The organism is Nocardiopsis sinuspersici (genome assembly GCF_001998325.1).
Lineage (GTDB): Bacteria > Actinomycetota > Actinomycetes > Streptosporangiales > Streptosporangiaceae > Nocardiopsis > Nocardiopsis sinuspersici.
On record NZ_MCOK01000001.1, the window covers coordinates 4,592,357 to 4,613,024 of the forward strand.

The 20,668-nt window shown below is 72.9% G+C and carries 20 protein-coding genes; 8 read left to right on the forward strand and 12 right to left on the reverse strand.

The features are described from left to right. Positions 1–35: 35 nt before the first annotated feature. Positions 36–986 carry an SAM-dependent methyltransferase gene (locus NOSIN_RS19815; RefSeq protein ID WP_077692190.1) on the reverse strand — a complete coding sequence of 317 codons (951 nt, stop codon included), beginning with the start codon at positions 984–986 and terminating at the stop codon, positions 36–38. Between the two features lie 281 nt (positions 987–1,267). On the opposite strand from NOSIN_RS19815, the gene NOSIN_RS19820 reads away from it, so the two are divergent. Continuing rightward, a complete protein-coding gene (locus tag NOSIN_RS19820; protein WP_077692191.1) occupies positions 1,268–2,662 on the forward strand; it encodes a YcaO-like family protein in 1,395 nt (464 codons plus the stop codon). Between the two features lie 146 nt (positions 2,663–2,808). Here the strand turns inward: NOSIN_RS19820 and NOSIN_RS19825 are convergent, their stop codons facing one another. The 4 genes from NOSIN_RS19825 to cysS form a co-directional block, all read right to left on the reverse strand. Continuing rightward, positions 2,809–3,831, reverse strand: a complete 1,023-nt coding sequence (locus NOSIN_RS19825; RefSeq protein ID WP_077692192.1) for a DNA topoisomerase IB — start codon at positions 3,829–3,831, stop codon at positions 2,809–2,811. A 50-nt stretch (positions 3,832–3,881) separates the two neighbouring features. Beyond that, positions 3,882–4,184: a hypothetical protein gene (locus NOSIN_RS19830; protein ID WP_077693672.1), complete on the reverse strand. Its 303-nt coding sequence runs from the start codon at positions 4,182–4,184 to the stop codon at positions 3,882–3,884. A gap of 155 nt (positions 4,185–4,339) precedes the next feature. Further along, complete coding sequence (gene rlmB, locus NOSIN_RS19835) at positions 4,340–5,305, reverse strand: 23S rRNA (guanosine(2251)-2'-O)-methyltransferase RlmB (protein WP_077692193.1); 966 nt, start codon at positions 5,303–5,305, stop codon at positions 4,340–4,342. A 133-nt stretch (positions 5,306–5,438) separates the two neighbouring features. After that, positions 5,439–6,839, reverse strand: a complete 1,401-nt coding sequence (cysS, locus tag NOSIN_RS19840) for a cysteine--tRNA ligase (RefSeq protein WP_077692194.1) — start codon at positions 6,837–6,839, stop codon at positions 5,439–5,441. A 294-nt stretch (positions 6,840–7,133) separates the two neighbouring features. Here cysS and NOSIN_RS19845 point away from each other — a divergent pair, with 294 nt between their 5' ends. Beyond that, on the forward strand, positions 7,134–9,104 hold the full coding sequence (locus tag NOSIN_RS19845) for a hypothetical protein (protein ID WP_077692195.1): 1,971 nt from the start codon (positions 7,134–7,136) through the stop codon (positions 9,102–9,104). Positions 9,105–9,113: 9 nt separating this feature from the next. Here the strand turns inward: NOSIN_RS19845 and NOSIN_RS19850 are convergent, their stop codons facing one another. Further along, the gene (locus NOSIN_RS19850) at positions 9,114–9,977 is read right to left on the reverse strand and encodes a sigma-70 family RNA polymerase sigma factor (protein ID WP_077692196.1); all 864 of its coding nucleotides are present in this window, start codon (positions 9,975–9,977) and stop codon (positions 9,114–9,116) included. 124 nt (positions 9,978–10,101) lie between these two features. Here NOSIN_RS19850 and NOSIN_RS19855 point away from each other — a divergent pair, with 124 nt between their 5' ends. Next, a complete protein-coding gene (locus NOSIN_RS19855) occupies positions 10,102–10,470 on the forward strand; it encodes a DoxX family protein (RefSeq protein ID WP_077692197.1) in 369 nt (122 codons plus the stop codon). A 90-nt stretch (positions 10,471–10,560) separates the two neighbouring features. Here NOSIN_RS19855 and ispF read toward each other — a convergent pair whose 3' ends face one another. The 3 genes from ispF to phoU form a co-directional block, all read right to left on the reverse strand. Then, on the reverse strand, positions 10,561–11,031 hold the full coding sequence (gene ispF, locus NOSIN_RS19860) for a 2-C-methyl-D-erythritol 2,4-cyclodiphosphate synthase (RefSeq protein ID WP_171986677.1): 471 nt from the start codon (positions 11,029–11,031) through the stop codon (positions 10,561–10,563). A 35-nt stretch (positions 11,032–11,066) separates the two neighbouring features. Further along, on the reverse strand, positions 11,067–11,549 hold the full coding sequence (locus NOSIN_RS19865; RefSeq protein ID WP_026129182.1) for a CarD family transcriptional regulator: 483 nt from the start codon (positions 11,547–11,549) through the stop codon (positions 11,067–11,069). Positions 11,550–11,880: 331 nt separating this feature from the next. Further along, complete coding sequence (phoU, locus tag NOSIN_RS19870; RefSeq protein ID WP_077692199.1) at positions 11,881–12,543, reverse strand: phosphate signaling complex protein PhoU; 663 nt, start codon at positions 12,541–12,543, stop codon at positions 11,881–11,883. A 148-nt stretch (positions 12,544–12,691) separates the two neighbouring features. Between phoU and NOSIN_RS19875 the strand changes: the two genes are divergently transcribed. Both NOSIN_RS19875 and NOSIN_RS19880 read left to right on the forward strand, forming a co-directional pair. Next, positions 12,692–13,861 carry a sensor histidine kinase gene (locus NOSIN_RS19875; RefSeq protein ID WP_077692200.1) on the forward strand — a complete coding sequence of 390 codons (1,170 nt, stop codon included), beginning with the start codon at positions 12,692–12,694 and terminating at the stop codon, positions 13,859–13,861. Next, entirely contained in the window at positions 13,858–14,553 is a 696-nt protein-coding gene (locus NOSIN_RS19880) for a response regulator transcription factor (RefSeq protein ID WP_077692201.1), read from the forward strand. Before NOSIN_RS19875 ends, NOSIN_RS19880 begins: the two co-directional genes overlap by 4 nt. Positions 14,554–14,898: 345 nt before the next feature. On the opposite strand, the gene dtd is transcribed toward NOSIN_RS19880, so the two are convergent. Continuing rightward, positions 14,899–15,324, reverse strand: a complete 426-nt coding sequence (dtd, locus tag NOSIN_RS19885) for a D-aminoacyl-tRNA deacylase (protein ID WP_077692202.1) — start codon at positions 15,322–15,324, stop codon at positions 14,899–14,901. Between the two features lie 33 nt (positions 15,325–15,357). Next, the gene (locus NOSIN_RS19890; RefSeq protein WP_077692203.1) at positions 15,358–17,199 is read right to left on the reverse strand and encodes a DUF2207 domain-containing protein; all 1,842 of its coding nucleotides are present in this window, start codon (positions 17,197–17,199) and stop codon (positions 15,358–15,360) included. An 87-nt stretch (positions 17,200–17,286) separates the two neighbouring features. On the opposite strand from NOSIN_RS19890, the gene NOSIN_RS19895 reads away from it, so the two are divergent. After that, positions 17,287–18,255: a neutral zinc metallopeptidase gene (locus tag NOSIN_RS19895; RefSeq protein WP_077692204.1), complete on the forward strand. Its 969-nt coding sequence runs from the start codon at positions 17,287–17,289 to the stop codon at positions 18,253–18,255. A 74-nt stretch (positions 18,256–18,329) separates the two neighbouring features. Then, positions 18,330–19,340: a neutral zinc metallopeptidase gene (locus NOSIN_RS19900; protein ID WP_077692205.1), complete on the forward strand. Its 1,011-nt coding sequence runs from the start codon at positions 18,330–18,332 to the stop codon at positions 19,338–19,340. A 129-nt stretch (positions 19,341–19,469) separates the two neighbouring features. Here NOSIN_RS19900 and NOSIN_RS19905 read toward each other — a convergent pair whose 3' ends face one another. Then, positions 19,470–20,075 carry a class I SAM-dependent methyltransferase gene (locus tag NOSIN_RS19905; RefSeq protein WP_077692206.1) on the reverse strand — a complete coding sequence of 202 codons (606 nt, stop codon included), beginning with the start codon at positions 20,073–20,075 and terminating at the stop codon, positions 19,470–19,472. A gap of 104 nt (positions 20,076–20,179) precedes the next feature. On the opposite strand from NOSIN_RS19905, the gene NOSIN_RS19910 reads away from it, so the two are divergent. Further along, positions 20,180–20,665 carry a MarR family winged helix-turn-helix transcriptional regulator gene (locus NOSIN_RS19910; RefSeq protein WP_077692207.1) on the forward strand — a complete coding sequence of 162 codons (486 nt, stop codon included), beginning with the start codon at positions 20,180–20,182 and terminating at the stop codon, positions 20,663–20,665. Positions 20,666–20,668: the final 3 nt, after the last annotated feature.

The following is a 20,668-nucleotide window of genomic DNA, read 5'->3' on the forward strand; positions in this document are numbered from 1 at the left end:
GAGGGGAACCGGCCGGGGAGGCCGCGCGGCGGGGGTCACGGGGCGCGGGCGGTGACGAGGGTGAGGACCCGCTCGGGCGTCCGCACGCACCGCACGTCCCGGTAGCCCGCCGCCGCCAGTTCACGCGCCGCCTCCCGCGGTCCCCACGGGGTGATCCGGCCGAGGGACATGCGCCAGCGCACGACCGCCTCGCGCAGCACGTCGTCGGCCGGGTCGTCGCGCAGCACGGTCGCGGTGAGCAGGCGCGCGCCCGGCCGCAGGGCCTCGCGCACGCGGGGCAGCGCCCGCCCGACGGTGTCGGGTGCGAGGGCCGCCAGGGGGAACCAGGCCAGGTCGTAGGCACCCCGCTCGGAGAGGTCGGCCACGTCCAGCAGGCGCAGTTCGACCCGGTCGCCCAGCCCGCGCTCGGCCAGGTGGTGCTCGGCCAGGCGCAGAGCCCGGGGTTCGACGTCCAGGCCGACCGCGCTGGAGCCGGGAACCCGGTCGAGCACGGCGGCCGCGACGGCGCCGACCCCGGTCCCCACGTCGAGGAAGCGCAGGCCGTCCTTCTCCAGGAGGTCTCCGAATCCCGCGACGTGCTCCCGCAGCAGGTCGAGGAAGGCCCCCATCCGCTCGCCGGAGGCGGCGCCCTCCTGGAGGAGGGCCGCGTCGTCCTCCTCTTCACGGCCGTCCCGGCCCACGGCGGCGTCGGCGGCCTGGCCCAGCTGCCGCGCGACCCTGCGGGGGAAGGCCGGCCTGCCGGAGGGACCGGCCAGGAGGGCGCGGTAGGCCGGGAGGAGCCGCCACCCGTCACCGTCGGGTTCGGCGCACCCCGCGGCGGCGAGCAGCCTGCCGTGCTCCCGCGACAGCGGTCGGCCCTCCGCGGCGGCGGCGAGCGCCGCCAGCGTCCAGGCGCCGTTGAGCCACGCGTCGACACGGGCCGCGGGGCCGGGTCCGGCTGTCGCGGGATCGGAGTCGGGGTCGGGGTCGGGTCCGGCGTTGGCCATGGCGTGAGTGTGCCACCCTCCGCGCCCCGACGCACTCCCAGGTTTTGAGACCCGGTCCCACATAAGGCAGAACGTCAGTTTTCCGCGCTTTTTCAGTGACAGGCGTCACCATGTTGGGGTAAAGAGTACGGGAGCGCGTACACAACGTCGCGTTCCATGTGTCTACCGCTGAGGAGTCACGACATGGCCTGCGCTGGTTACGAGTGGACCGTTCCGCTGGAGAACGCGGACGACATCGCCCCCGCCGTCGATGAGCTGGACGAGGAGACCGCGGAGTAGCGGTGCCTCGATCCTCGTGGGTCCCCGTGTCCGGGGAGCGGGACGGCTCGGCCGCGCTCCCCGGACCGGGCGACCGGAAGTGGTCCGGTACGCGCGAGCGCGAGCTTCCCCTGGAGGAGGCGGAGCGGCGGGTCCGCGCCGAGGTGCGCGCCCTCGGCTGGAGTTCGCTGTACAAGGTGCTCGACGACCGGGAGCCGACCGCCGTCCAGTGCGGCCTGTGGGACGCGGACGGCGCGGAGGTCCCCTACGGGCTCGGCGCGGGCAAGGGCCCGGGCGCCCCCGCGCGCGTCGGCGCGCAGTTCGAGGCCCTTGAGCACGCGTTCACCGGTCCCACCGTCCTGGAGTCCCTTCCGCTGCGGCTGGTCGACGCCGCCGACCTGGCCCGGGGCCCCTTCGCCGCCGACCGCGCGGTCCGCGACGTGGCCGCCCAGGACGGCGCCCGGGTGGCCTGCGTGCGCCACGCCGCGCTCGACGGCGGACCACCCGTCGACGTCCCCGTGTTCCTGTGGGCGCCCTGGTACCCGCTGCCCGCCGGGGAGGCGGCGGAGGTGCGCCGTGCCGTCGGCGACACCGCCGACTACGGAACGGCGATGTCCTACAGCGTCAACTCCGGCTGCGCCATCGGCGCCACCCGGGACGAGGCGCTCCTGCACGCCCTCAACGAGTGGGTGGAGCGCGACGCGTTCTCGCTGTTCCTCCTGGGCTGCGTCTACGACGGCGGTCCCATGCCCGCGCGCGTGCCCCGCGAGGCCCTGCCCGACCTCCCGCGCGCCCACCTGGACCGCGCCCGCGACCTCGTCGGCGGCCCCGTGGTCCTGCTCGACCTGACCACCGACCTCGGTGTCCCCGTGGTCATGGCCTACGCCCCCGAGCGGTCGGGGAGGAGCCCGGACCACCGCTACGGGCTCGGCGCCTCCCTCTCGGGCGAACTCGCCGTGGAGCGCGCCGTCACCGAGTTCGTCCAGGGCGAGCTGCTCGCCCGGGTCGTGGCCGAGCAGTCGGCCTCGACGGAACGCACCGGGCCCTTCGCCCAGCTCGTCGCGGACCACGACGTCGCCACCGGGGTCGGGTCCCGGTTCGCCGGGCATCCCCGGCTCCTGGCCTGCGCCATGCTGGACTTCGCCGACCGCCTCGGCGAGGCCGCCCCGGCCGCGCTTCCTCCCGAGACCGTTCCGCCGGGCACCGGCGTGGCCCTCCAGCGGGCCGCGGTCGTGGAACGGCTCTCCGGGGCCGGTCACCGCGTCGCGGCCCATCCGCTCCGAACCCTGGAGCACGGAACGACGGTCGTGCAGGTCCAGTGCCCCGGCCTGGAGCGGTTCCACCTGGTCACCAAGGGCCTCCTGGCCCTTCCCGGCGAACGGGGACGAAGGCTCCGGAAGCGGAGCGGGGCGGGGTGAGGCGGCGCCTTCGGCCGCCCTCGGCCAGTGCCGGCCCGGCCGGTCCCACCGGTCCCCGTCGGTCCCGACCGGTACCGCGGCACGCCGCGGCGCCGTGGACGGGACCGGCTCCCGGGTCCGGAACCGGCGCCCGGGGCCGGTGCGGGTCAGGCGTCGCCGTGCTCGCGCAGCATGCGCAGCACCGTCCTCTCCACCTCGCCCTGGGTGGCGAGCTCGCCCGCGGGCACCTCCCTGCCCAGCTCCGGTAGCGACGGGGCGATCGTCACCCCGCGTTCGTGCAGCCGGAAGACCCGCGGGTCGATGTAGGAGCTCCGGGCCACGGCCTCGGTGTTGCCCAGGTAGTCGGCCACCTCGCGGACCACGTGGGTCCTCAGGCGCGCGAGGGCCTTGTCGTCGTCGGGGGGCACGGCCACCGCGAGTCCCACCGCGGCCAGCACCGTCGCGTGCCAGGTCCGGAACTCCTTGAGCGTGTGGTCCTCCCCGGTGATGTCCCGCAGGTAGGAGTTGAGGTCGTCGCTGGTCACGTCGTGCCAGTCGTCCCCGACGCGGTAGGCGAACAGGTCCTGCCCCCGGGAGCGGACGCGCTGGAGCCCGGAGACCACCCGGCAGATCTCGGGTTCGGCGCACTCGACGCGCTGCTCCCTGCCCGACTTGCCCGGGAACTCGAACACGACCGTGCCGCCGGTGCGGTGGACGTGCTCGCGCAGCAGGCTCGCCACCCCGTAGGAGTCGTTCCGGGCGGCGTAGGCGTCTCCGCCCGCCCTCAGGAAGCCCAGGTCGACCAGCCGGACGGCCGCCGCCAGAACGCGCTCGCGCACCAGTCCGCGACGGCGCAGGTGCCCGGCCACCGTGTCCCTGATCCCCGGGAGCACCTCGGCGAAGTCGAGCATCCTGTCGTACTTGGCCTCCTCGCTCCTGCGCCGCCACTCCCGGTGGTAGACGTACTGGCGCCGGCCCGCGTCGTCGGTTCCGCACGCCTGGATGTGCCCCTCCGGAAAGGGGCAGATCCACACGTCGTGCCAGCCGGGCGGCACCACGAGTTCCTTGATGCGCCGGATCACGTCGGGATCGGTGACCGGCTCTCCCCGGGGGCCGTGGTAGCGGAAACCGCGGCCGCGCCGGACCCGGGTGATCCCGGGCTCGGACGGGTCACTGCGCCGTAGCGTCATACCGCGTCCCCGTCATGGACATCCATGGGACCTCCTGAGACGGACGCCGGTCAGGACCGCTCCGTCCGACGGTCGGGCGGCGGGCGCTCCGCGCTCTGGGGCACCGCCTCCGCGTGGGCCTCGTCCTCGGGGTCCGGGCCGCCCTCGGGCCCGGCTCCCTCGGGGATCTCGTCCCCCGCCGTGAGCCCGTTCAGGCGGTCCTCGAGGAGCTCCAGCGCGTCCATGCGGTTGGCGTGGCTCTCCTCGTACCCGATCAGTTCGCGTACCTGTTCCGCCGACAGGGAGAGAAGGCGTTCCCGCAACTCCTCGACCGACAGGTCGTCGTATCCGGGGACGGGAGGTGTCGCCGCCATGTCGCTCACCTGTGTTTCCTCTTCGGGCGGTACGGACGTAGCCGCACAGCTACCCGTACGCCGGGAGGAAAAACAGGGGCGGCGCACCGCACGGTGCGCCGACCAGCGGGGCCCGAGGCCCCCCGGTCACAGCGGCGGCGCCTTCGGCCAGGCCGTCAGCCGTCGTTCTCGGCTCGGCGGCGGGCCACCTCGTAGAGGGACACCCCGGCGGCCACGGAGGCGTTCAGCGACTCCGCGTTGCCGATCGGGATGCTCGCGACCACGTCACAGGTCTCGCGCACCAGGCGGGACAGGCCCTTGCCCTCCGAGCCCACCACGACCACCAGCGGGCCGGTGGCCAGCTCCAGGCCCGTGATCGGGGTCTCGCCCTCGGAGTCGAGGCCGACGACGAACAGGCCCGCCTTCTTGAAGGTCTCCAGGGCCCGGGTCAGGTTGGTGGCCTGGGCCACGGGCAGCCGGGCCAGGGTGCCCGCGGAGGTCTTCCAGGTGGTCATGTTGACCCCCGCCGAGCGGCGCTCGGGGATGAGGAGGCCGTGCGCGCCGAACGCGGCGGACGAACGCGCGATGGCGCCCAGGTTGTGCGGGTCGGTGACCCCGTCCAGGACGACGATCAGCGGCGGGGTGTCGGACTCCAGCGCGTTGTCCAGCAGGCCCTCGGGGGACCGGTACTGGTAGGGCCGCACCTGGAGCACGATCCCCTGGTGGGCGGCGCCGGGCTGCCCGTTGCTCTCGCAGCGGCGGTCGAGCTCGGTACGGGTCACCTCGACCACGTCCACGCCCTGCTCACCCGCCATCCGGGCGGCCTCGTTGACCCGCTCGTCGGGGTCCAGGCTGTTGGCCAGGAACAGGCGCGTGGCGGGCATCCCCGCACGCAGCGCCTCCACCACCGGGTTGCGTCCGACCAGCAGGTCGGAGTTGTCCGGACGGCGGCGGTCGGCACCCGGGCCGCCCCGCGACTGACCGTCGGCGGGCTGGGAGCGCTTGGCGGCCTTGGACCGCTTCTTGCCCTCGTACCAGTGCCGCTGCTCGGCGGGCAGGGTGCCGCTCTTGGCCTCCAGGGAACGGCGGTTCTTGCCGCCGCTGCCCTTGGTCGGGCCCTTCTTGTTCTTCTTCGCCGGCATGGTCGCCGCCTCCCCGTACGTGTTGCGAACATGCCGGAGGCGCGGGGCATCCGGCTGGTGGAATATCGCCGACCGGTGCGAACACGGCGGCAAACTCCCAGCCTAGTGCCGCCGTGTCACCGCACGCGTCGCCTCAGCTTCGGCGCAGGTCCCAGCGCGGGCCCTGCGGGGTGTCCTCGACCACGATGCCCGCCTCGGTGAGCTGGTCGCGGATCGCGTCGGCCGCCGCGTAGTCCTTGCGCCCGCGGGCCGCCTGGCGCTGCTCCAGGGCGACCGCCACCAGGGCGTCGACGACCTCGCGCAGCCCCTGGTCGCCCTCGGCCCACTGCTCGCTGAGCGGGTCCAGGCCGAGGACGTCGAGCATGGTGCGCAGCTCACCGGCGATCTCGGCGACCTGCTCCTTGCCCCCCGAGGTCAGCGCCGTGTTGCCCTCGCGGACGTGCCCGTGCACGACGGCGAGAGCCTGGGAGACCCCGAGGTCGTCGTTGAGCGCGGACGCGAACTCGGCGGGCACGTCGGCGGCGGGGGCGATCTCGCCCAGCACCTCGACGGCCCGGATCAGGAAGCCCTCGACGCGCTGGTAGGCGGTGGCCGCCTCCTGGAGCGACGCGTCGGAGTAGTCGATGGCGGAGCGGTAGTGCACGTGGCCGAGGTAGTAGCGCAGCTCGACGGGACGGACCTTGCGCACCATCTGCGGGATGAGCAGGGAGTTGCCCAGCGACTTGCTCATCTTCTCGCCGCCCACGACGAGCATCCCGTTGTGCAGCCAGTACTGGGCGAAGCCGTCACCGGCGGCGCGGGACTGGGCGAGCTCGTTCTCGTGGTGCGGGAAGACCAGGTCCAGGCCGCCGCCGTGGATGTCGAAGCTGGGGCCCAGGTACTTGGTGGACATGGCCGAGCACTCCAGGTGCCAGCCGGGGCGGCCGCGTCCCCACGGGGTTTCCCAGCTGGGCTCCCCCGGCTTGGCGCCCTTCCAGAGGGCGAAGTCGCGGGGGTCGCGCTTGGCCCGGCCCGGGTCGGCGTCGGCCGACTCCACGACCTGGTCGGGGCGCTGGTTGGACAGCTCCCCGTAGGGCGGGTAGGAGCTCACGTCGAAGTAGACGTCGCCGGAGCCGTCACCCGCGGCGTAGGCGTGGCCCGCGTCGATGAGGCGGCGTATGAGGTCGATCATCTCGGGCACGTGTCCGGTGGCCCGCGGCTCGACGGTGGGCGGCAGGCAGCCCAGGATCTCGTAGGCGTGGGTGAAGGCGCGCTGGTTGCGCTCGCTGACCTGCCACCAGGGCACGCCCTCGTCCGCCGACACCCGGATGATCTTGTCGTCGATGTCGGTGACGTTGCGGCAGAAGGTGACGTCGTACCCCAGGTGCGTCAGCCAGCGGCGCAGGATGTCGAAGTTCACCCCGGACCGGATGTGTCCGATGTGCGGGGGCGCCTGCACCGTGGCACCACACAGGTACAGGGAGGCGGATCCCTCACGCAGGGGGACGAACTCGCGGACCTGTCGGGCACTGGTGTCATAGAAGCGCAGACTCACGTTGTCAAGCGTAGCCGCTTTCCCCTCCCGCGGACGTCACAGATCAGGAAGCACGGCCCCCGTGGAAGTCTTCACGGACATCCCCAAGTGCGTATATGTGATTAGCCGTATTCCGGCAGCCGTGGCGTGAGACAGCTCCACCACAAAGCCCGTCTCCTTCCATCGCCGAGCCACTATCCACTGCATATCCCGACAGAACGGCACAGAACGCCTTCAGGACGGCTCGTCTGGAAGCGGTCATAATCATCCGGAATCTCGTGTTCGCGGCACCGCCTCGACTACGCTGCGGAGGCGATGGCCCCTTACAACAACGCCCCCGAGGCAGGGACACGGGACGGTCGGCCCACGGCAGGTCGCGGTTCGGGAGCCGGTGCTCCCGTCGGTGGCGCCCTGTTCGTCGGCCTCATCGGCCTGTGCGCCCTCGTCATCTCCTACAACGGCATCTTCCCGCTCGCCGAGTACGGCGGACACGAGGACGCCCTCCTCGCCCACGCGTTCCCGGTGGCCTACACGCTGCTGCTGGTCATGGCGTGCTGGGTGAGCTACCTCCTGCGCGACGCGCACCCGCGTGAGCGGTTCTGGGTCGACCTGGTGCTGATCCCGCTCCTGGTCCTGTTCGCGACCGTGGCGATGCTGCTGCACAACCTCCAGCTCATCGAGCGGGTGCACCAGGGGGTCGCCAACGTGGTCGTGGCGGTGATGCCGTTCGCGGGCCTGCTGGTGGCGTTCCTGCTGTGGATGGTCCTGCGCGCGCACACGCGCAGGCGGCGCCGCCGCGGGCCGGTCGCACGGCCGCGCCCGGCGGACGACCCCACCACGGTGCTGCACGCCCGTGCCGCGGCCCCTCCGGCGGAGGCCCCCGCACCGGCCGCTCCCCGCCGGGAGGGGGACGACGCGGCCGAGCGGGGCTGGGACTGGGAGAGGGACCGGTGGGACGACGGGACCGCCACCACCGAACCGCTGCCCCGGCTGCCCCGTGAGGACGTCCCCGAGCCCGGATCCGGACCCGAGGACACCTCCGAGGCCGAGGAGGAGGTCTCCGGAGCCGGAGCGGCCCCGGAGGCGGTACCGGAAACGGTGCCCGGGCCGGAGGCCGGCTGGGACGGGGAACCCGAGGACGACTGGGCCGGAGAGAACGGTGAGGACGGCACGGAGTCCTCCGTGCCGGTCGCTCCCCTGCCCCGGCGCGGCCAGGCCGGGCACAACCCGATCAGGCGGGCCGCCGAGCAGGTCCCGGTGGTGCCCGGCGCGGCCGCGCCCACCGATGCCGAGCCGGAGCCGGAGCCGGTCGTGGTGGTGCCGGACCACCTCGCCGACGAGGGTTTCGAACACGAGCCGCCGCCCGGCGACCCGGTCTCGGACGAGGCCGAGGCCGACGCCGACGCCGACGCCGACGCCGACGCCTCACCGGCTGAGGCTCCACTGGTCGCCGACACCTCGGATCCTCGGTCCGGGCCGGAGCCCGCGCCGGCTCCCGGCCGGACGCCCGGACCGGACGCCGGAGGGGAGCCCGAGCCGGAGCCGGAACCTCGGCCGGGACCGGTCCCCGAACACGTGTCGGCGGCGGAGGCCGGGGAGCCGCAGGCACAGGAGGACCCGGCGGAGCCCGAGCCCGTCCCGTCCGCGCGGACCCCGGACGAGCCCGAGGCCGACCACGGCCTCCCGCCGGAGGCCCCGGAGGGGGCCGAGGAGACCGGGGCCGACGGGAGCGGGGAGGCCGAGGAGCCGGGCACCGCGCTCTGGGAACCGCCCGAGGACGACTCCGGCACCGCTGCCCGCGCCCTGGCGGACTACGTGCCGCCGGTGTGGACACCGCCGGAGGATCCCTCACCGCCCGCGGAGGAGTACCGGGAGCCGGAGGCCACACCCGTGCTGGACCACGACACGGGTCCCGACGTGCGTGCGGCGTTCCGGATCGGCGACGTGCCCCCGGGCGCCGCGAGCCCCGCGGACGAGCCCGCCGGACCCGCTCCGGAGCCCCGGGAGACGGCACGGGCGGCACAGGCGGAGGAGGAACACGGGCCGGTACCCGGCTCCGAGCCCCTGACCGAGGCGGAGGAGCCCCCCTCCGCCGGTACTGACGGGGATGGGCGCGGCCCCGGGCCCGGCCCGGGGGAAGGCTCCCAGCGGGCATGGCGCGGGCAGCGGTCGCCGCTGGAGAAGCGCCCCATGGTGCTCAAGCCGCGCAGGCCGCCGGTGACGGACTTCGTGTCGGGCCCGCCGTCGCGGCGCGTGCGCAGCGAACCGCTCCGCCCCGACGAGTGACCGCGCGGGTCAGCGTGCGTCGTACGGCGGCGAGACGTGGTCGGTCCGCCCGGGGCGGGTGATCGCGATTCCGGCGATCCCGCCCTGGCGGATGTCGAAGCGGATGACCGCCAACGGGCGGCCCCCCGGTGCGATGACGGCCCCGGGGCGGCCGTCGACGAGCATCGGGACGCTCGCGTGCACCCGGTCGGTGAAGTGACCGGTCTCCTCGGCCACGTTCCGGGCGCCGCGGACCTCGGCGGCGGCGCCCTCGGGGAGGACGTCCGGGTCGACCGTGCGTACGACGTCCGGCACCATCAGGGCCATGAGCCGATTGACGTCCCCTCCCCTGGCGGCGGCCAGGAAGGCATCGACGATCCCCGTGTGCGCGGCCTGGTCGGCGGACCCCGCGCCGACACCGGAACCGGGGGCCCGTAGGCGGATCCGGGCCCGGCTGGCCAGCTTCCTGACGTTCACCGGCGCGGTGTCCAGCACGGACGCGACCTGGTCGAAGGGCACGGCGAACAGGTCGTGCAGGACGTAGGCCACCCGCTGGGCGGGCGTGAGCCGGCCGAGCAGGACCATCAGCGCGCGTGAGACGTCCTCGCGGCGGAGGACCTCCTCGTCGGCGGCGAGTTGTTCACCCGGGACCGCCTCGGCGAGCAGCGGGACCTCGCCGCGTCGCTCCCGTGCGCGCAACTGGTCCAGGCACAGCCTCGCGGTCACGGTGGTGAACCACCCGTCCGGGTTGTCGATCTCTTGTGGCCGGGCGGTCTGCGTGCGGAGCCATGCCGCCTGCACGGCGTCCTCGGCGTCGTGGACCGAGCCCACGATCCGATGGGCGAGGGAGAGCAGTCGGGGCCGGGCGGCCTGGAACTCGTCGATCAGATCCACGTTCGTCGGTCACCTTTCGCGCTCGCGGGGCGTCAGGACGATCGGGTGACCAGACAACGACGTACTCGTGCACGAGGGAGACGACCATGAGCGTACAGACCGTCCGGTTCCGGCGGTACGACGGATGAACGGCGGAGTCCCGACGGCCCTGGCCGTCGTCACGGCGACGTGCGCCCTCGCCAACGCCCTCATCGTCGTCGCCGACCTGTCACGGGCCCGGTTCGTCCTGGCGAACGCCGCTGAGGTGGGACTGAGCCCGGCCGCGATTCCCCGTCTGGCGGCGCTCAAGGGCGCCGGTGCGGTCGGTCTGGCGGTCGGACTCGCCGGAGTGGCGTGGCTCGGGCTGGCCGCGGCCGTGGGCCTGGTCCTCTTCTTCACCGGAGCGGTCGTGGCGCACGTGCGCGCCGGAGTCCTCCACAACATCGGCTTCCCGCTGCTGTACCTGGCTCTGGCCGCCGGGGCCCTGGCCCACTTCGCACGGAACGTCCTCTGAGGCCCGCGCCGACCGCGGATACGCCCCGGCGTGGCCGTCCGCGGTCCGCCGGCACGGCGAGGTCCCCGCCGCACGGTGAGGGGGACGGGCTCAGTCCAGGGGGGCGCACAGGGCCGTCGCGACGGCCGCGATGCCCTCTCCCCGGCCGGTGAGGCCCAGGCCGTCGGTGGTGGTCGCCGACACGCTCACGGGCGCGCCCACGACCTCCGAGAGCGTCTTCTCGGCCTCGGCGCGCCTGGGGGCGAACTTGGGGCGGTTGCTGATGATCTGCACGGCCACGTTGCCGATCTCGAAACCGGCCGCGCGTACGCGTGCGGCGGTCTCGGCCAGCAGGGCGGCGCCCGAGGCGCCCTTCCACCGCGGCTCGGCGGTGCCGAAGTTGGACCCGAGGTCCCCCAGGCCGCACGCGGACAGCAGCGCGTCGCACGCGGCGTGGGCGGCGACGTCGCCGTCGGAATGGCCGCTGACGCCCTCTTCTCCCGGCCATTCCAAACCGGCGAGGAAAAGGGTGCGTTCAGGCGAGAACGGGTGGACGTCGGTTCCGACGCCCACCCGAGGCATTTTCGTCATGAATTACGTGATTCCGAGACCGGGATTCAGTTCGTGAGAACCTCGTCGAGGAGGGCCTCGGCCTTGTCCTCGTTGGTCTTTTCGGCGAGGGCGAGTTCGCTGACGAGGATCTGCCGCGCCTTGGCGAGCATCCGCTTCTCGCCGGCGGACAGACCGCGCTCCTTGTCCCGCCTCCACAGGTCACGGACCACCTCGGCGACCTTGTTGACGTCGCCCGACGCCAACTTCTCCAAGTTGGCCTTGTAGCGCCTGGACCAGTTGGTGGGCTCTTCGGTGTGCGGTGCGCGCAGCACCTCGAAGACCTTGTCCAGGCCCTCCTGCCCCACCACGTCGCGAACGCCGACGTCCTCGGCGTTCGCGGCCGGCACACGCACCGTCAGATCGCCCTTGTCGACCCTCAGAACGAGGTAGGTTCTGTCCTCGCCCTTAATGGTGCGAGTCTCGATCGCTTCAATACGAGCAGCCCCATGATGGGGGTAGACAACAGTGTCGCCGACCTTGAAAGCCATGTGACAGGTACCCCTTCCGCTACCACAAGGATACCACGAATCCGTGACTTAACGTACCTATTAGGTTTGCGAACACGCAGGTCAGGCCACACTTTTTAGGGCTTGACAAAGTGTACCCGAAGTTCGCGGCGTGCCTGGTCAGGCCATGTACGCAAGGGCTTCCGGGCACCCGGGCGCAGCCGTGGCCGACCCTTCGGGCGGGGTTTCGCGGCGGTGTGCGGCGGCGCGGAAGCGATGGATGTCACGACACCGGGTCACCCCCGACACAGGGCCCCGGAGACGGCCGCGGCCCCCGGCCCGAGCGGCGCGGGAGAGGGCCGCGCGAGCGCGGTCACCCCTCCGGGTCGTAGTCCTCCCGCTTCTCTCCCGTCACCATGTAGACGAGGTTGTCGGCGACGTGCACCGCGTGGTCACCGAAGCGTTCGTAGAACCGGCCGACGAGGGTGACGTCCATGGTGGCCTCCACCCCGTACTCCCAGCCGGGGGAGAGGATGCGCTGCAACAGCTTGCGGCGCAGCCGGTCCATCGTGTCGTCGTCCTTGTCCAGCTCCAGCGCGGTGTCCGGGTCGCGCCCCGTGATGACCTCGCCGGCCTTCGTCACCAGCAGTTCCGCCTGGTGGCCCATCTCCAGAACGATCGACCTGACCGGCTTGGGGATCGCGGAGTCCGGGTGCCGGCGCCTCGCGATCTTGGCCAGGTGGACGGCGTGGTCGCCCATCCGCTCCAGGTCGCCGCGCATGTAGAGCGAGGTGATGATGGTCCGCAGGTCCGAGGCGACCGGCTGCTGCCGCGCCATCAGGCTGAAGGCGGTGTCCTCGATCTCCTGGTCGAGGCTGTTGATCGCCTCGTCACCGGAGATGACCTCCTGGGCCGCCTCCAGGTCACTGTCCAGCAGAGCCGTGGTCGCACGAGCGACGGCGTGCCGGGCGAGCCGTGTCATCTCGACGAGGCGTTCGCTCAGGCTGTCGAGGTCGTCGTGGTAGGTATCGCGCATGGCGTCAATGCTCCCAGTGGTTGTTTGAAGGATCGGCCAAGAATTGGTGAACGATGGAAGAAGCTCGGTTGTGTCACACGCCCCGACCGGGTAAAGATCCCGTCCGCACGTTTACGATCGAAACGTGCAAGGGGAACTTCTCACCGCCGTGACCGGCATCATCGGACTCGTCGCGGGCGTCGTCATCGGCGTCCTCGCCGGAGCCCTCTTCCGTACGGGCGCCACCTCGCGACAGACTCCGACGCCGGAGCGCCGGGCCGGCAGTACGCTTCCACCCGGTATCGCCGAGGTGCTCTCCGCCCTTCCCTCCTCCGCGGTGGTCCTGGACTCCGCCGACAGGGTCCTGCGGGCGTCCTCCGCCGCGCGTGCCTTCGGCATCGTCCGGGGCGAGGAGCTGGTGATAAGCGAGCTCCTGGCCCTGGCCCGGCAGGTACGGCGGGACGGCGTCATCCGGGAGACCGACATCGAGGTGGCCGTACGCAAGTTCGGCCCCGACGCCACGTCCTTCGCCGTGCGGGTGGCACCCCTGGGGGGCACCGGGCTGGTGCTGGTCCTGGCCGAGGACCAGACCGAACACCGACGCCTGGAGGCGGTACGCCGCGACTTCGTCGCCAACATCTCGCATGAGCTGAAGACTCCGGTGGGCGCTTTGTCCTTGCTGGCGGAAACCGTACAGGACGCCAGCGACGACCCGGAAGCCGTGCGCCGCTTCACCGAGCGCATGCAGACGGAGGCCTCCCGGCTGACGGCGGTCATCCAGGACCTCATCACGCTCTCCCGCATCCAGGGCGCCGAACCGATGGCCGAACCCACCCGGGTCGAACTCGGACCCGTCGTGGAGGAGGCCCTGGACTCGGTGCGGATGCCCGCGGACGCCAAGGGGATCGAACTGGTCGGCAGCGGCGCCGAGGGCGTCACCGTCCTGGGCGACGAGGGGCTGCTGGGCACGGCCCTGCGCAACCTGGTCGCCAACGCCGTGGCCTACAGCCCCAAGAACACCCGGGTCGCCGTGTCGGTCGGGGTGACCAGGTCGAGCGTGGACATCAGCGTCGCCGACCAGGGCATCGGGATCCCGCAGCAGGACCTGGAAAGGATCTTCGAGCGGTTCTACCGTGTGGACGCCGCTCGGAGCCGGGCCACCGGAGGTACCGGTCTGGGCCTGGCGATCGTCAAGCACATCATGACCCACCACCGTGGAGAAGTGACCGTGTGGAGCAAGGAGGGGTCGGGTTCGACGTTCACTCTGCGTCTGCCCAGACCCGAGAGCCGGGGGCCCGAGGCCGCCCGGAACACCGACCGTCAGGAGGCGGCACAGTGACGCGTGTACTCGTTGTCGAGGACGAGGAATCCTACAGCGACGCCCTGTCGTACATGCTGCGCAAGGAGGGCTTCGAGGTCGCCGTGGCGCCCACCGGGACCGTGGCGTTGGAGACCTTCGACCGTACCGGGGCCGACCTGGTGCTGCTGGACCTGATGCTGCCAGGGCTGTCGGGGACCGAGGTGTGCCGGACCCTGCGGCAGAAGTCCAACGTCCCCGTGATCATGCTGACCGCCAAGGACTCCGAGATCGACAAGGTCGTCGGTCTGGAACTGGGCGCCGACGACTACGTGACCAAGCCCTTCTCCTCCCGCGAGCTGGTGGCGCGGATCCGCGCGGTGCTGCGCCGCCGGGGCGAGGAGGAGGTCGTGCTGCCCGCCGCGCTGGAGGCCGGTCCCGTCCGCATGGACGTGGAGCGGCACGTGGTGACGGTGCGCGGCGAGAACGTGCAGCTTCCCCTGAAGGAGTTCGAGCTGCTGGAGGTGCTCCTGCGCAACGCCGGGCGGGTGCTCACCCGGATGCAGCTCATCGACCGCGTGTGGGGCGCCGACTACGTCGGTGACACCAAGACCCTCGACGTGCACGTCAAGCGGCTGCGCGCGAAGATCGAGGAGGACCCCGGCAGCCCGAGGTACATCGTGACCGTGCGCGGTCTGGGCTACAAGTTCGAGCCGGTGACCGTCGACGTCTGAGGGACACGGGACGCCCCCTCCGGGACTCCCCCTCTCCACCGGTGGTTCCCGTGTCCCGGGCCGTGGCGCCGGCCACAGCCCGGGATGCGCGCCGTCGGGCCCCTCGCGCGCCGTCGGGTCCCCTGCGGGCCGTCGGCGTCCGGGGCCGGACACGGTCCCCGCCGCGGCGGTCCGGTCCGGGCGCCCCCAGGCGCCCCCAGGCGGCCCGTGGCAGGACGGAGCGTCCCCGAGCGGCCCGGGAAGGTCCCCAGGCGGCCGGAGCGGCCTCCGGGCGACACGTGGCGGGCCCCACCGGCCCGGGACGGCGGCTCCCAGCGGTCCGGGTCAGGCCCCGGCCGACCCGGTTCAGGCCTCCAGGACGACGGTGAAGGGCCCCTCGTTGGTGAGGGCGACCGACATCTTCGCGCCGAACACCCCGGTGGCGACCTCGGCGCCCAACTCCCGCAACTCCTTGACGACCGCGTCCACGAGGGGCTCGGCGACGGGTCCGGGGGCGGCGGCCTGCCAGGTGGGGCGGCGGCCCTTGCGCGCGTCGCCGTAGAGCGTGAACTGGCTGACCACGAGCAGCGGCGCGCCGATGTCGGAGCACGAGCGCTCGTCCTCCAGGATCCGCAGCGTCCACAGCTTCCTGGCGATCCTGGCCGCCTCGGCGGCGGTGTCGGTGTGGGTCACCCCCACGAGCGCCATCAGGCCGGGCCCGTCGACCTCTCCGACCACCTCGCCGTCCACCGTCACCGACGCGTGCGACACCCGCTGCACGACCGCGCGCATGGTTCCTCCCTCGTGTTGCCTTCTCCGGCGGTCCTACCGCTGTTGGAGCTGGTTGAGCAGCCGCAGCCGCCGGGCGTTGGTGATGATCCCGGTCAACGTCACCGCGAACGTGCTGATGGAGTCGGCGAAGTCCTCGATCCGCCACTCCCGGGGACCCGTGTACCAGGCCAGGCCGTCGCCGGTCAGCTCGTCGGGGGTCAGGTCGGTGAGCGCGGCCGAGGCCAGGATGTTCGCCCAGCGGTCGACGTCGCCGAAGATCACCGCGTACGGCAGGTAGCGCGAGTACAGCTCCACGCGCTGGCCCGGGGGCGCGCTCGCCGAGCGCGGGCCCAGCAGGTAGTCGCGAAAACCCGCGGTGTGCGCGTACACCGAGCTGCCCAGGGCGGTCTTGGCGGGCATGTACTGCGCCCCCGCCGTGACGGCCGCGCCCGCGATGACGACGGCCAGGCCGGTGAAGGCGGCGCCCGTGAACATCGCGAGGGCGGCGGTCAGGACCACGCCGGCGGCCGTCACCACCATGCCGATCGTGCTCCAGCGGCCGCGCACCTGGTTGGGCGAGCGGGCGAACCACTTCATCCGCACCATGTCCCGGTACAGCTCCTCGCGCACCCGGTCGATGCGCGCCGGGAAGTCGGGCGACATGCGGGGGGACCCGACCTGGGACAGGCGGATCGTCCGGCGCCCCCCGAACACCGCGTCCAGCAGCATCCACTCGTAGGACAGGAGGGTGTCGTCGGGCGGGCCGTCCAGGCGGACCAGGCGCCAGTCCACGGACGTGAAGTTCTCGTGCGGCAGTTCCTCCAGGCGGACGTAGCCGCGGACCGCCAGGTCGACCACGGCACCGGTGAGGTCGGTGATGTCCACGGTCTCGTTGACGAGTGTGCCGATCTGGCCGGCGTGCACGCCGTCCGGCGGGGCGAACCTGAGCCGCCCCTGCTCGCCCTCGGACACCGGCGCCTGTTCGCCGGCCGCGGCCTCCTTGCGCAGCGCGCGCTCGTCGCGGCCCCGGACGCGGATCAGCACCGCCAGGCCGCCCACCAGGACCACCAGCAGGAGGCCGAACACGCTGGCGGTGGCCGGGGTGACCGCGAACGCGGACGCCAGAGACCAGCGGCGGGTGAGGATGGGCTCCCCCTCGGCGGTCCCGGAGGGGTAGTTGACGACGATGTCGAGCCGGTCCTCGGGACCCATGTCGGCCTGGAGGAAGTGCGCCACCCCGGCATCGGTCCCCATGTCCGACGCCGTGCAGTACATGGCGCTGCGGGGCTCTCCCGCCAGGCAGGAGAGCGCCTCGGGGGGCAGCGGCGCGGTGACGGTGACGTCGGTGGACTGGACGGTGTGGCTGTAGGCGCCGACCGCCCGCCACTCCATCTGGACCCCCTGGGCGACCTCGCTGACGGTTCCGATCACCCGGTAGGTGAGCACCGCTCCCTCGGTCCCGGCGGTGGGGACGTCCACGAAGAGGACCCCGTCCTCCTCGCGCACGTCCGCGTCGAGGGTGTCCCCGTCCAGGTCGGTGGCGCGCACACCGACGACCTCGAACTCCCGGTCGTGGTCGGTGTCGTACAGCATCGTCTCGGTGAAGGCCCGGGTGAAGACCGCCGGGGCGCCGCCGGAGAAGGAGATGGTCTCCTCGCCGCGGAGGGTGCCCGAGCGGTCGAGTTCGAGCCGGATGTCGTTGGTGATCACCGGGTCCGAACGGGTGCCGGAGGCGGCCGTGGGGCTCCCCGGTACTGTGGGGGCCGCTGCCGCCACCGTCGCGGCGCGGGCCTCCCCCTCCGGCCACGCGACCGCGGCCCCGGTGACCAGTGAGGACAACACGAAGACGGCCGTCGCCACCACGACGGCCGGGCGCCAGGAGCCGACCCACCACATGACGCGAGAGCCTATCCGGTCCCCCGGTGTACCTTCCCTCCAGGGCACGGCGTCCGACGCCGTGCTCCGACACCGCGAGGAGGCGCCGTGCTGAGGCGCGGCCCCGTGTCGGGCCCGGACTTTTGGTCCGAACGGCCCGGTCTCCTCCAGCGGACGGGCCTCGGGGTGTCGCTCACGCTGGGCACGGGGCTGGCCGCGGCGGCGTTCACCGGTTTCCTCGCGATCTCCGCGCTGCTGCCGTCGTCGAACGCGTGGTCGCACCCGGCGTCGCTCCCGGTCTCCGGGGCGGGCGGGGGGACGGCCTCGACGACGGAGGGGGCCTCGGCGGAGCGGCCGGTGGCCGGGACCGACCAGGCGGACCTGCTCGGCGACAACCCGCTGTACCGGGTCGGCGAACTCGGCGAGGTGACCTGTGAGGCGCCCGGACTGGACGAGGACGACCCCGAGTCGGTGGAGGCCTTCGTCCACGCGATCGCCGACTGCCTGGACCAGGCGTGGGGCTCCTACTTCTCGGCCGCGGGGATGGAGTTCACCGCCCCCAACCGGGTGTACTGGTACGCCGCCGGGCACAGCCCGTGCGGGGCGTTCCCCACCGAGGACACCGCGGCCTTCTACTGCCAGGCCAACCAGGGCCTGTACCTGGGGGTGAAGGACATCGTGGCGGCCTCGGCGGGCAGCGACAAACCCGAGGCGTACACGTTCCTGCTCAGCCACGAGTACGGGCACCACGTGCAGGGGCAGTCGCGCGTCCTCGCCGAGTTCCACAGTGAGCGCGCGGGCGCGGAGCAGGAGGAGGTCGACGAGCTGACCAGGCGGAACGAGCTCCAGGCCAACTGTCTGGGAGGGGTTTTCCTGGGCGCCTCGGACGAGTCGCTGGGGTTCGGCCGGTCCGAGCGGAAGAATATCCTCGACGACGTCGAGCTCCGCGCGGACCGGGGAGGCGAGCACACCCACGGTTCGGCGGGGAACAGCCGCCTGTGGACGGCGCACGGCATGGACCGTGTGAACCCGGCGGCGTGCAACACGTGGAACGCCCCCGAGGAGCTGGTGTGGTGACGCGCCGGCGGGGGCACGGCCAGGAACCGGTCCGTACGGTCCGGTGAAGGTGACGACAGGGCGGGCGGACAGGGGTGTACGCAGGGTTCGGTGAGTCACCGACGTCCCCGGCGCGACGCGCCGACCGGCGGGCGTTCGGTCTGGCGACCGCTCTCGTGGCGGTGCTGCTGGCGTTCGCGCTGCTGTCGTGGACCACGGCCGGCGAGGAGGACCCCCGGTCCGGCGCGTCCGCCGACGGCACCGGTTCCGGTGCGGCCCCCGACTCCGACGACAAGCCCGCCCAGGACCCGTCGGGGCTGGTCGGCGGAGGCGGCGGGGGGCGGACGGGGCTGTCGGAGCGGCTCGGGCAGCGGGAGCGCCCCTCGGGGCACGCGGCGCTGGTCGACAACCCGCTGTACGAGACGGGGCGGCTGAGTCCGCGTCCGTGCCCGGTGGCCGAGCCGGACGTCGACGACGCGGAGTCGATGGAGGTGTTCCTGGACTCGGTCGCGGACTGCCTGGACAGCGCCTGGCAGAACCAGTTCGCCCGTGCGGGCATCCCCTTCACACCGCCGGATCGGGTGTTCTGGGAGGAGCCCGGGGTGAGCCCGTGCCGTGAGTACCCGTCGCGGGCCGGAGCGTTCTACTGCCGGGCGAGCACGAGCATCTACATCGGCACCTCGGACGTGGTGGAGAAGTGGAACGGCGCCACGCGCGGCGTGGTGTACGCCTCCCTGCTGGCCCACGAGTACGGCCACCACGTGCAGGGGGAGTCGGGGCTGCTGGAGTACTACCACGAGCAGCGCGAGATGAGGGAGGACCCCCTGGAGCGCAACGTGTGGACGCGCCGCAGTGAGTTGCAGGCGAACTGCCTGGCCGGGGCGTTCCTGGGGTCGGTCCGGGTGAGCTATCCGCTGGACGACGGCGATCTGGAGACCCTGTTGACGGACGCCGCGGCCACCGCCGACCGTGAGGACGGCCCGGAGGAGGAGCGCACGCACGGCTCGGTGGAGAACAGCGTCAGGTGGACCCGGAAGGGCTGGGAGGAGCAGTCCCCGGGGGCGTGCAACACCTGGGACGTATCGGACGAGTCGCTGGTGGACTAGGGCGCGTCTCCTCGAAGCCGCGCCGCGCTTCGCCTCGTGCCCGGACGCCGCGGGTACGGCGGCCCCGTCGGCGCCCCCGCCACCCCCAGCGGCGCAGGACCGAGTCCACCGAGCAGGCCCAGGGCCTTTTCAGGACGACGCGGTCATGACGTGCCTGGCGTACCGGGGCAGGAGCGGCACACCCGTGCGGATCAGGAGCCGGCGCGCCGGAGCACCCTCCAGGAGGGAGCGGGCGCGGGCCGCGGCGACGACCGTGTCGAACGGGGCGGACCGGAAGTCGTAGACGTAGAGCCGTCCTCCGGGCCGCAGCACCCGGGCGATCTCGGGGACGGCCGCCTCGACGTCGTCCCAGTGGTGCATGCTGAACGAGGAGACGACCAGGTCGAAGGCGTCGTCGGGGAACGGCAGGGCGGTGACGTCGCCCTGCCCGGCCCGGGCCCGCTCCCCGTACGGGCGGAGGTTGCGCTCGGCCAGGGCGGCCATGTCGGCGGACAGGTCGACGCCGGTCAGCCTCAGGTCGGGGCGGCGGCGTGCGACCTCGGCGAGGAGCACGCCTGGTCCGGTGCCCACGTCGAGCACGGAGCCGCCGTGCGGCGCGGCGTCGGCGAGGTCCTCCGCGAAACGCGCGTAGACGCCGCGCAGCAGCCGCCGCGCCACGAGGTCGTAGACCCGGCCGGCCCGCCCCTCGAAGAGCCCGGGCATGTCGCCGTGGTGAACCTGCTTCGTCGACCGCATTGCGCACTCCCTTAGAGTTGTATGGGACAACTGTTTCGACGGTACGCCAGACAGTTGCAGAGCACAACCATTTCCGGGGCCTGTCCGGGGGAAGGGGGCGGCGCGTGACCGACGCGGTACCCGAACAGATCCACACCATGGTCATGGACCTGGTCCGCACCGTCGGCCTGCTCCAGCCCGAGCACGCGGTCTCCGACCTCACGGTGTCCCTGTCCCAGGGCTTCGCGCTGCACGAGCTCGACACCGACCCGCCGCTGTCCCAGCGGGAGCTGGCCGAGCGGCTCGGGCTGGAGAAGAGCACCGTCAGCCGGATGGTGGCCGACATGGAGCGCAAGGCCCTTCTCGTCCGGGAGCGGCCCTCCGGCGACAGGCGGTCCTACCGGCTCAGGATCACCGGTCGGGGGCGGGCCGCCCACGCGGCCATGGCCGCCGAGTACCACGACCACTACGTCCGGTGGGTCGCGGCCATGGCCCCCGAGGAACGCGACGCGTTCCTCGTCGGGCTGCCCGCGTTCGTGCGCGCCGTCCGCCGCGTCCGCGCCCTCGACCGCGCGCCGGACGCGGACGCGGACCGGGACCCCGCGCCCTGACCA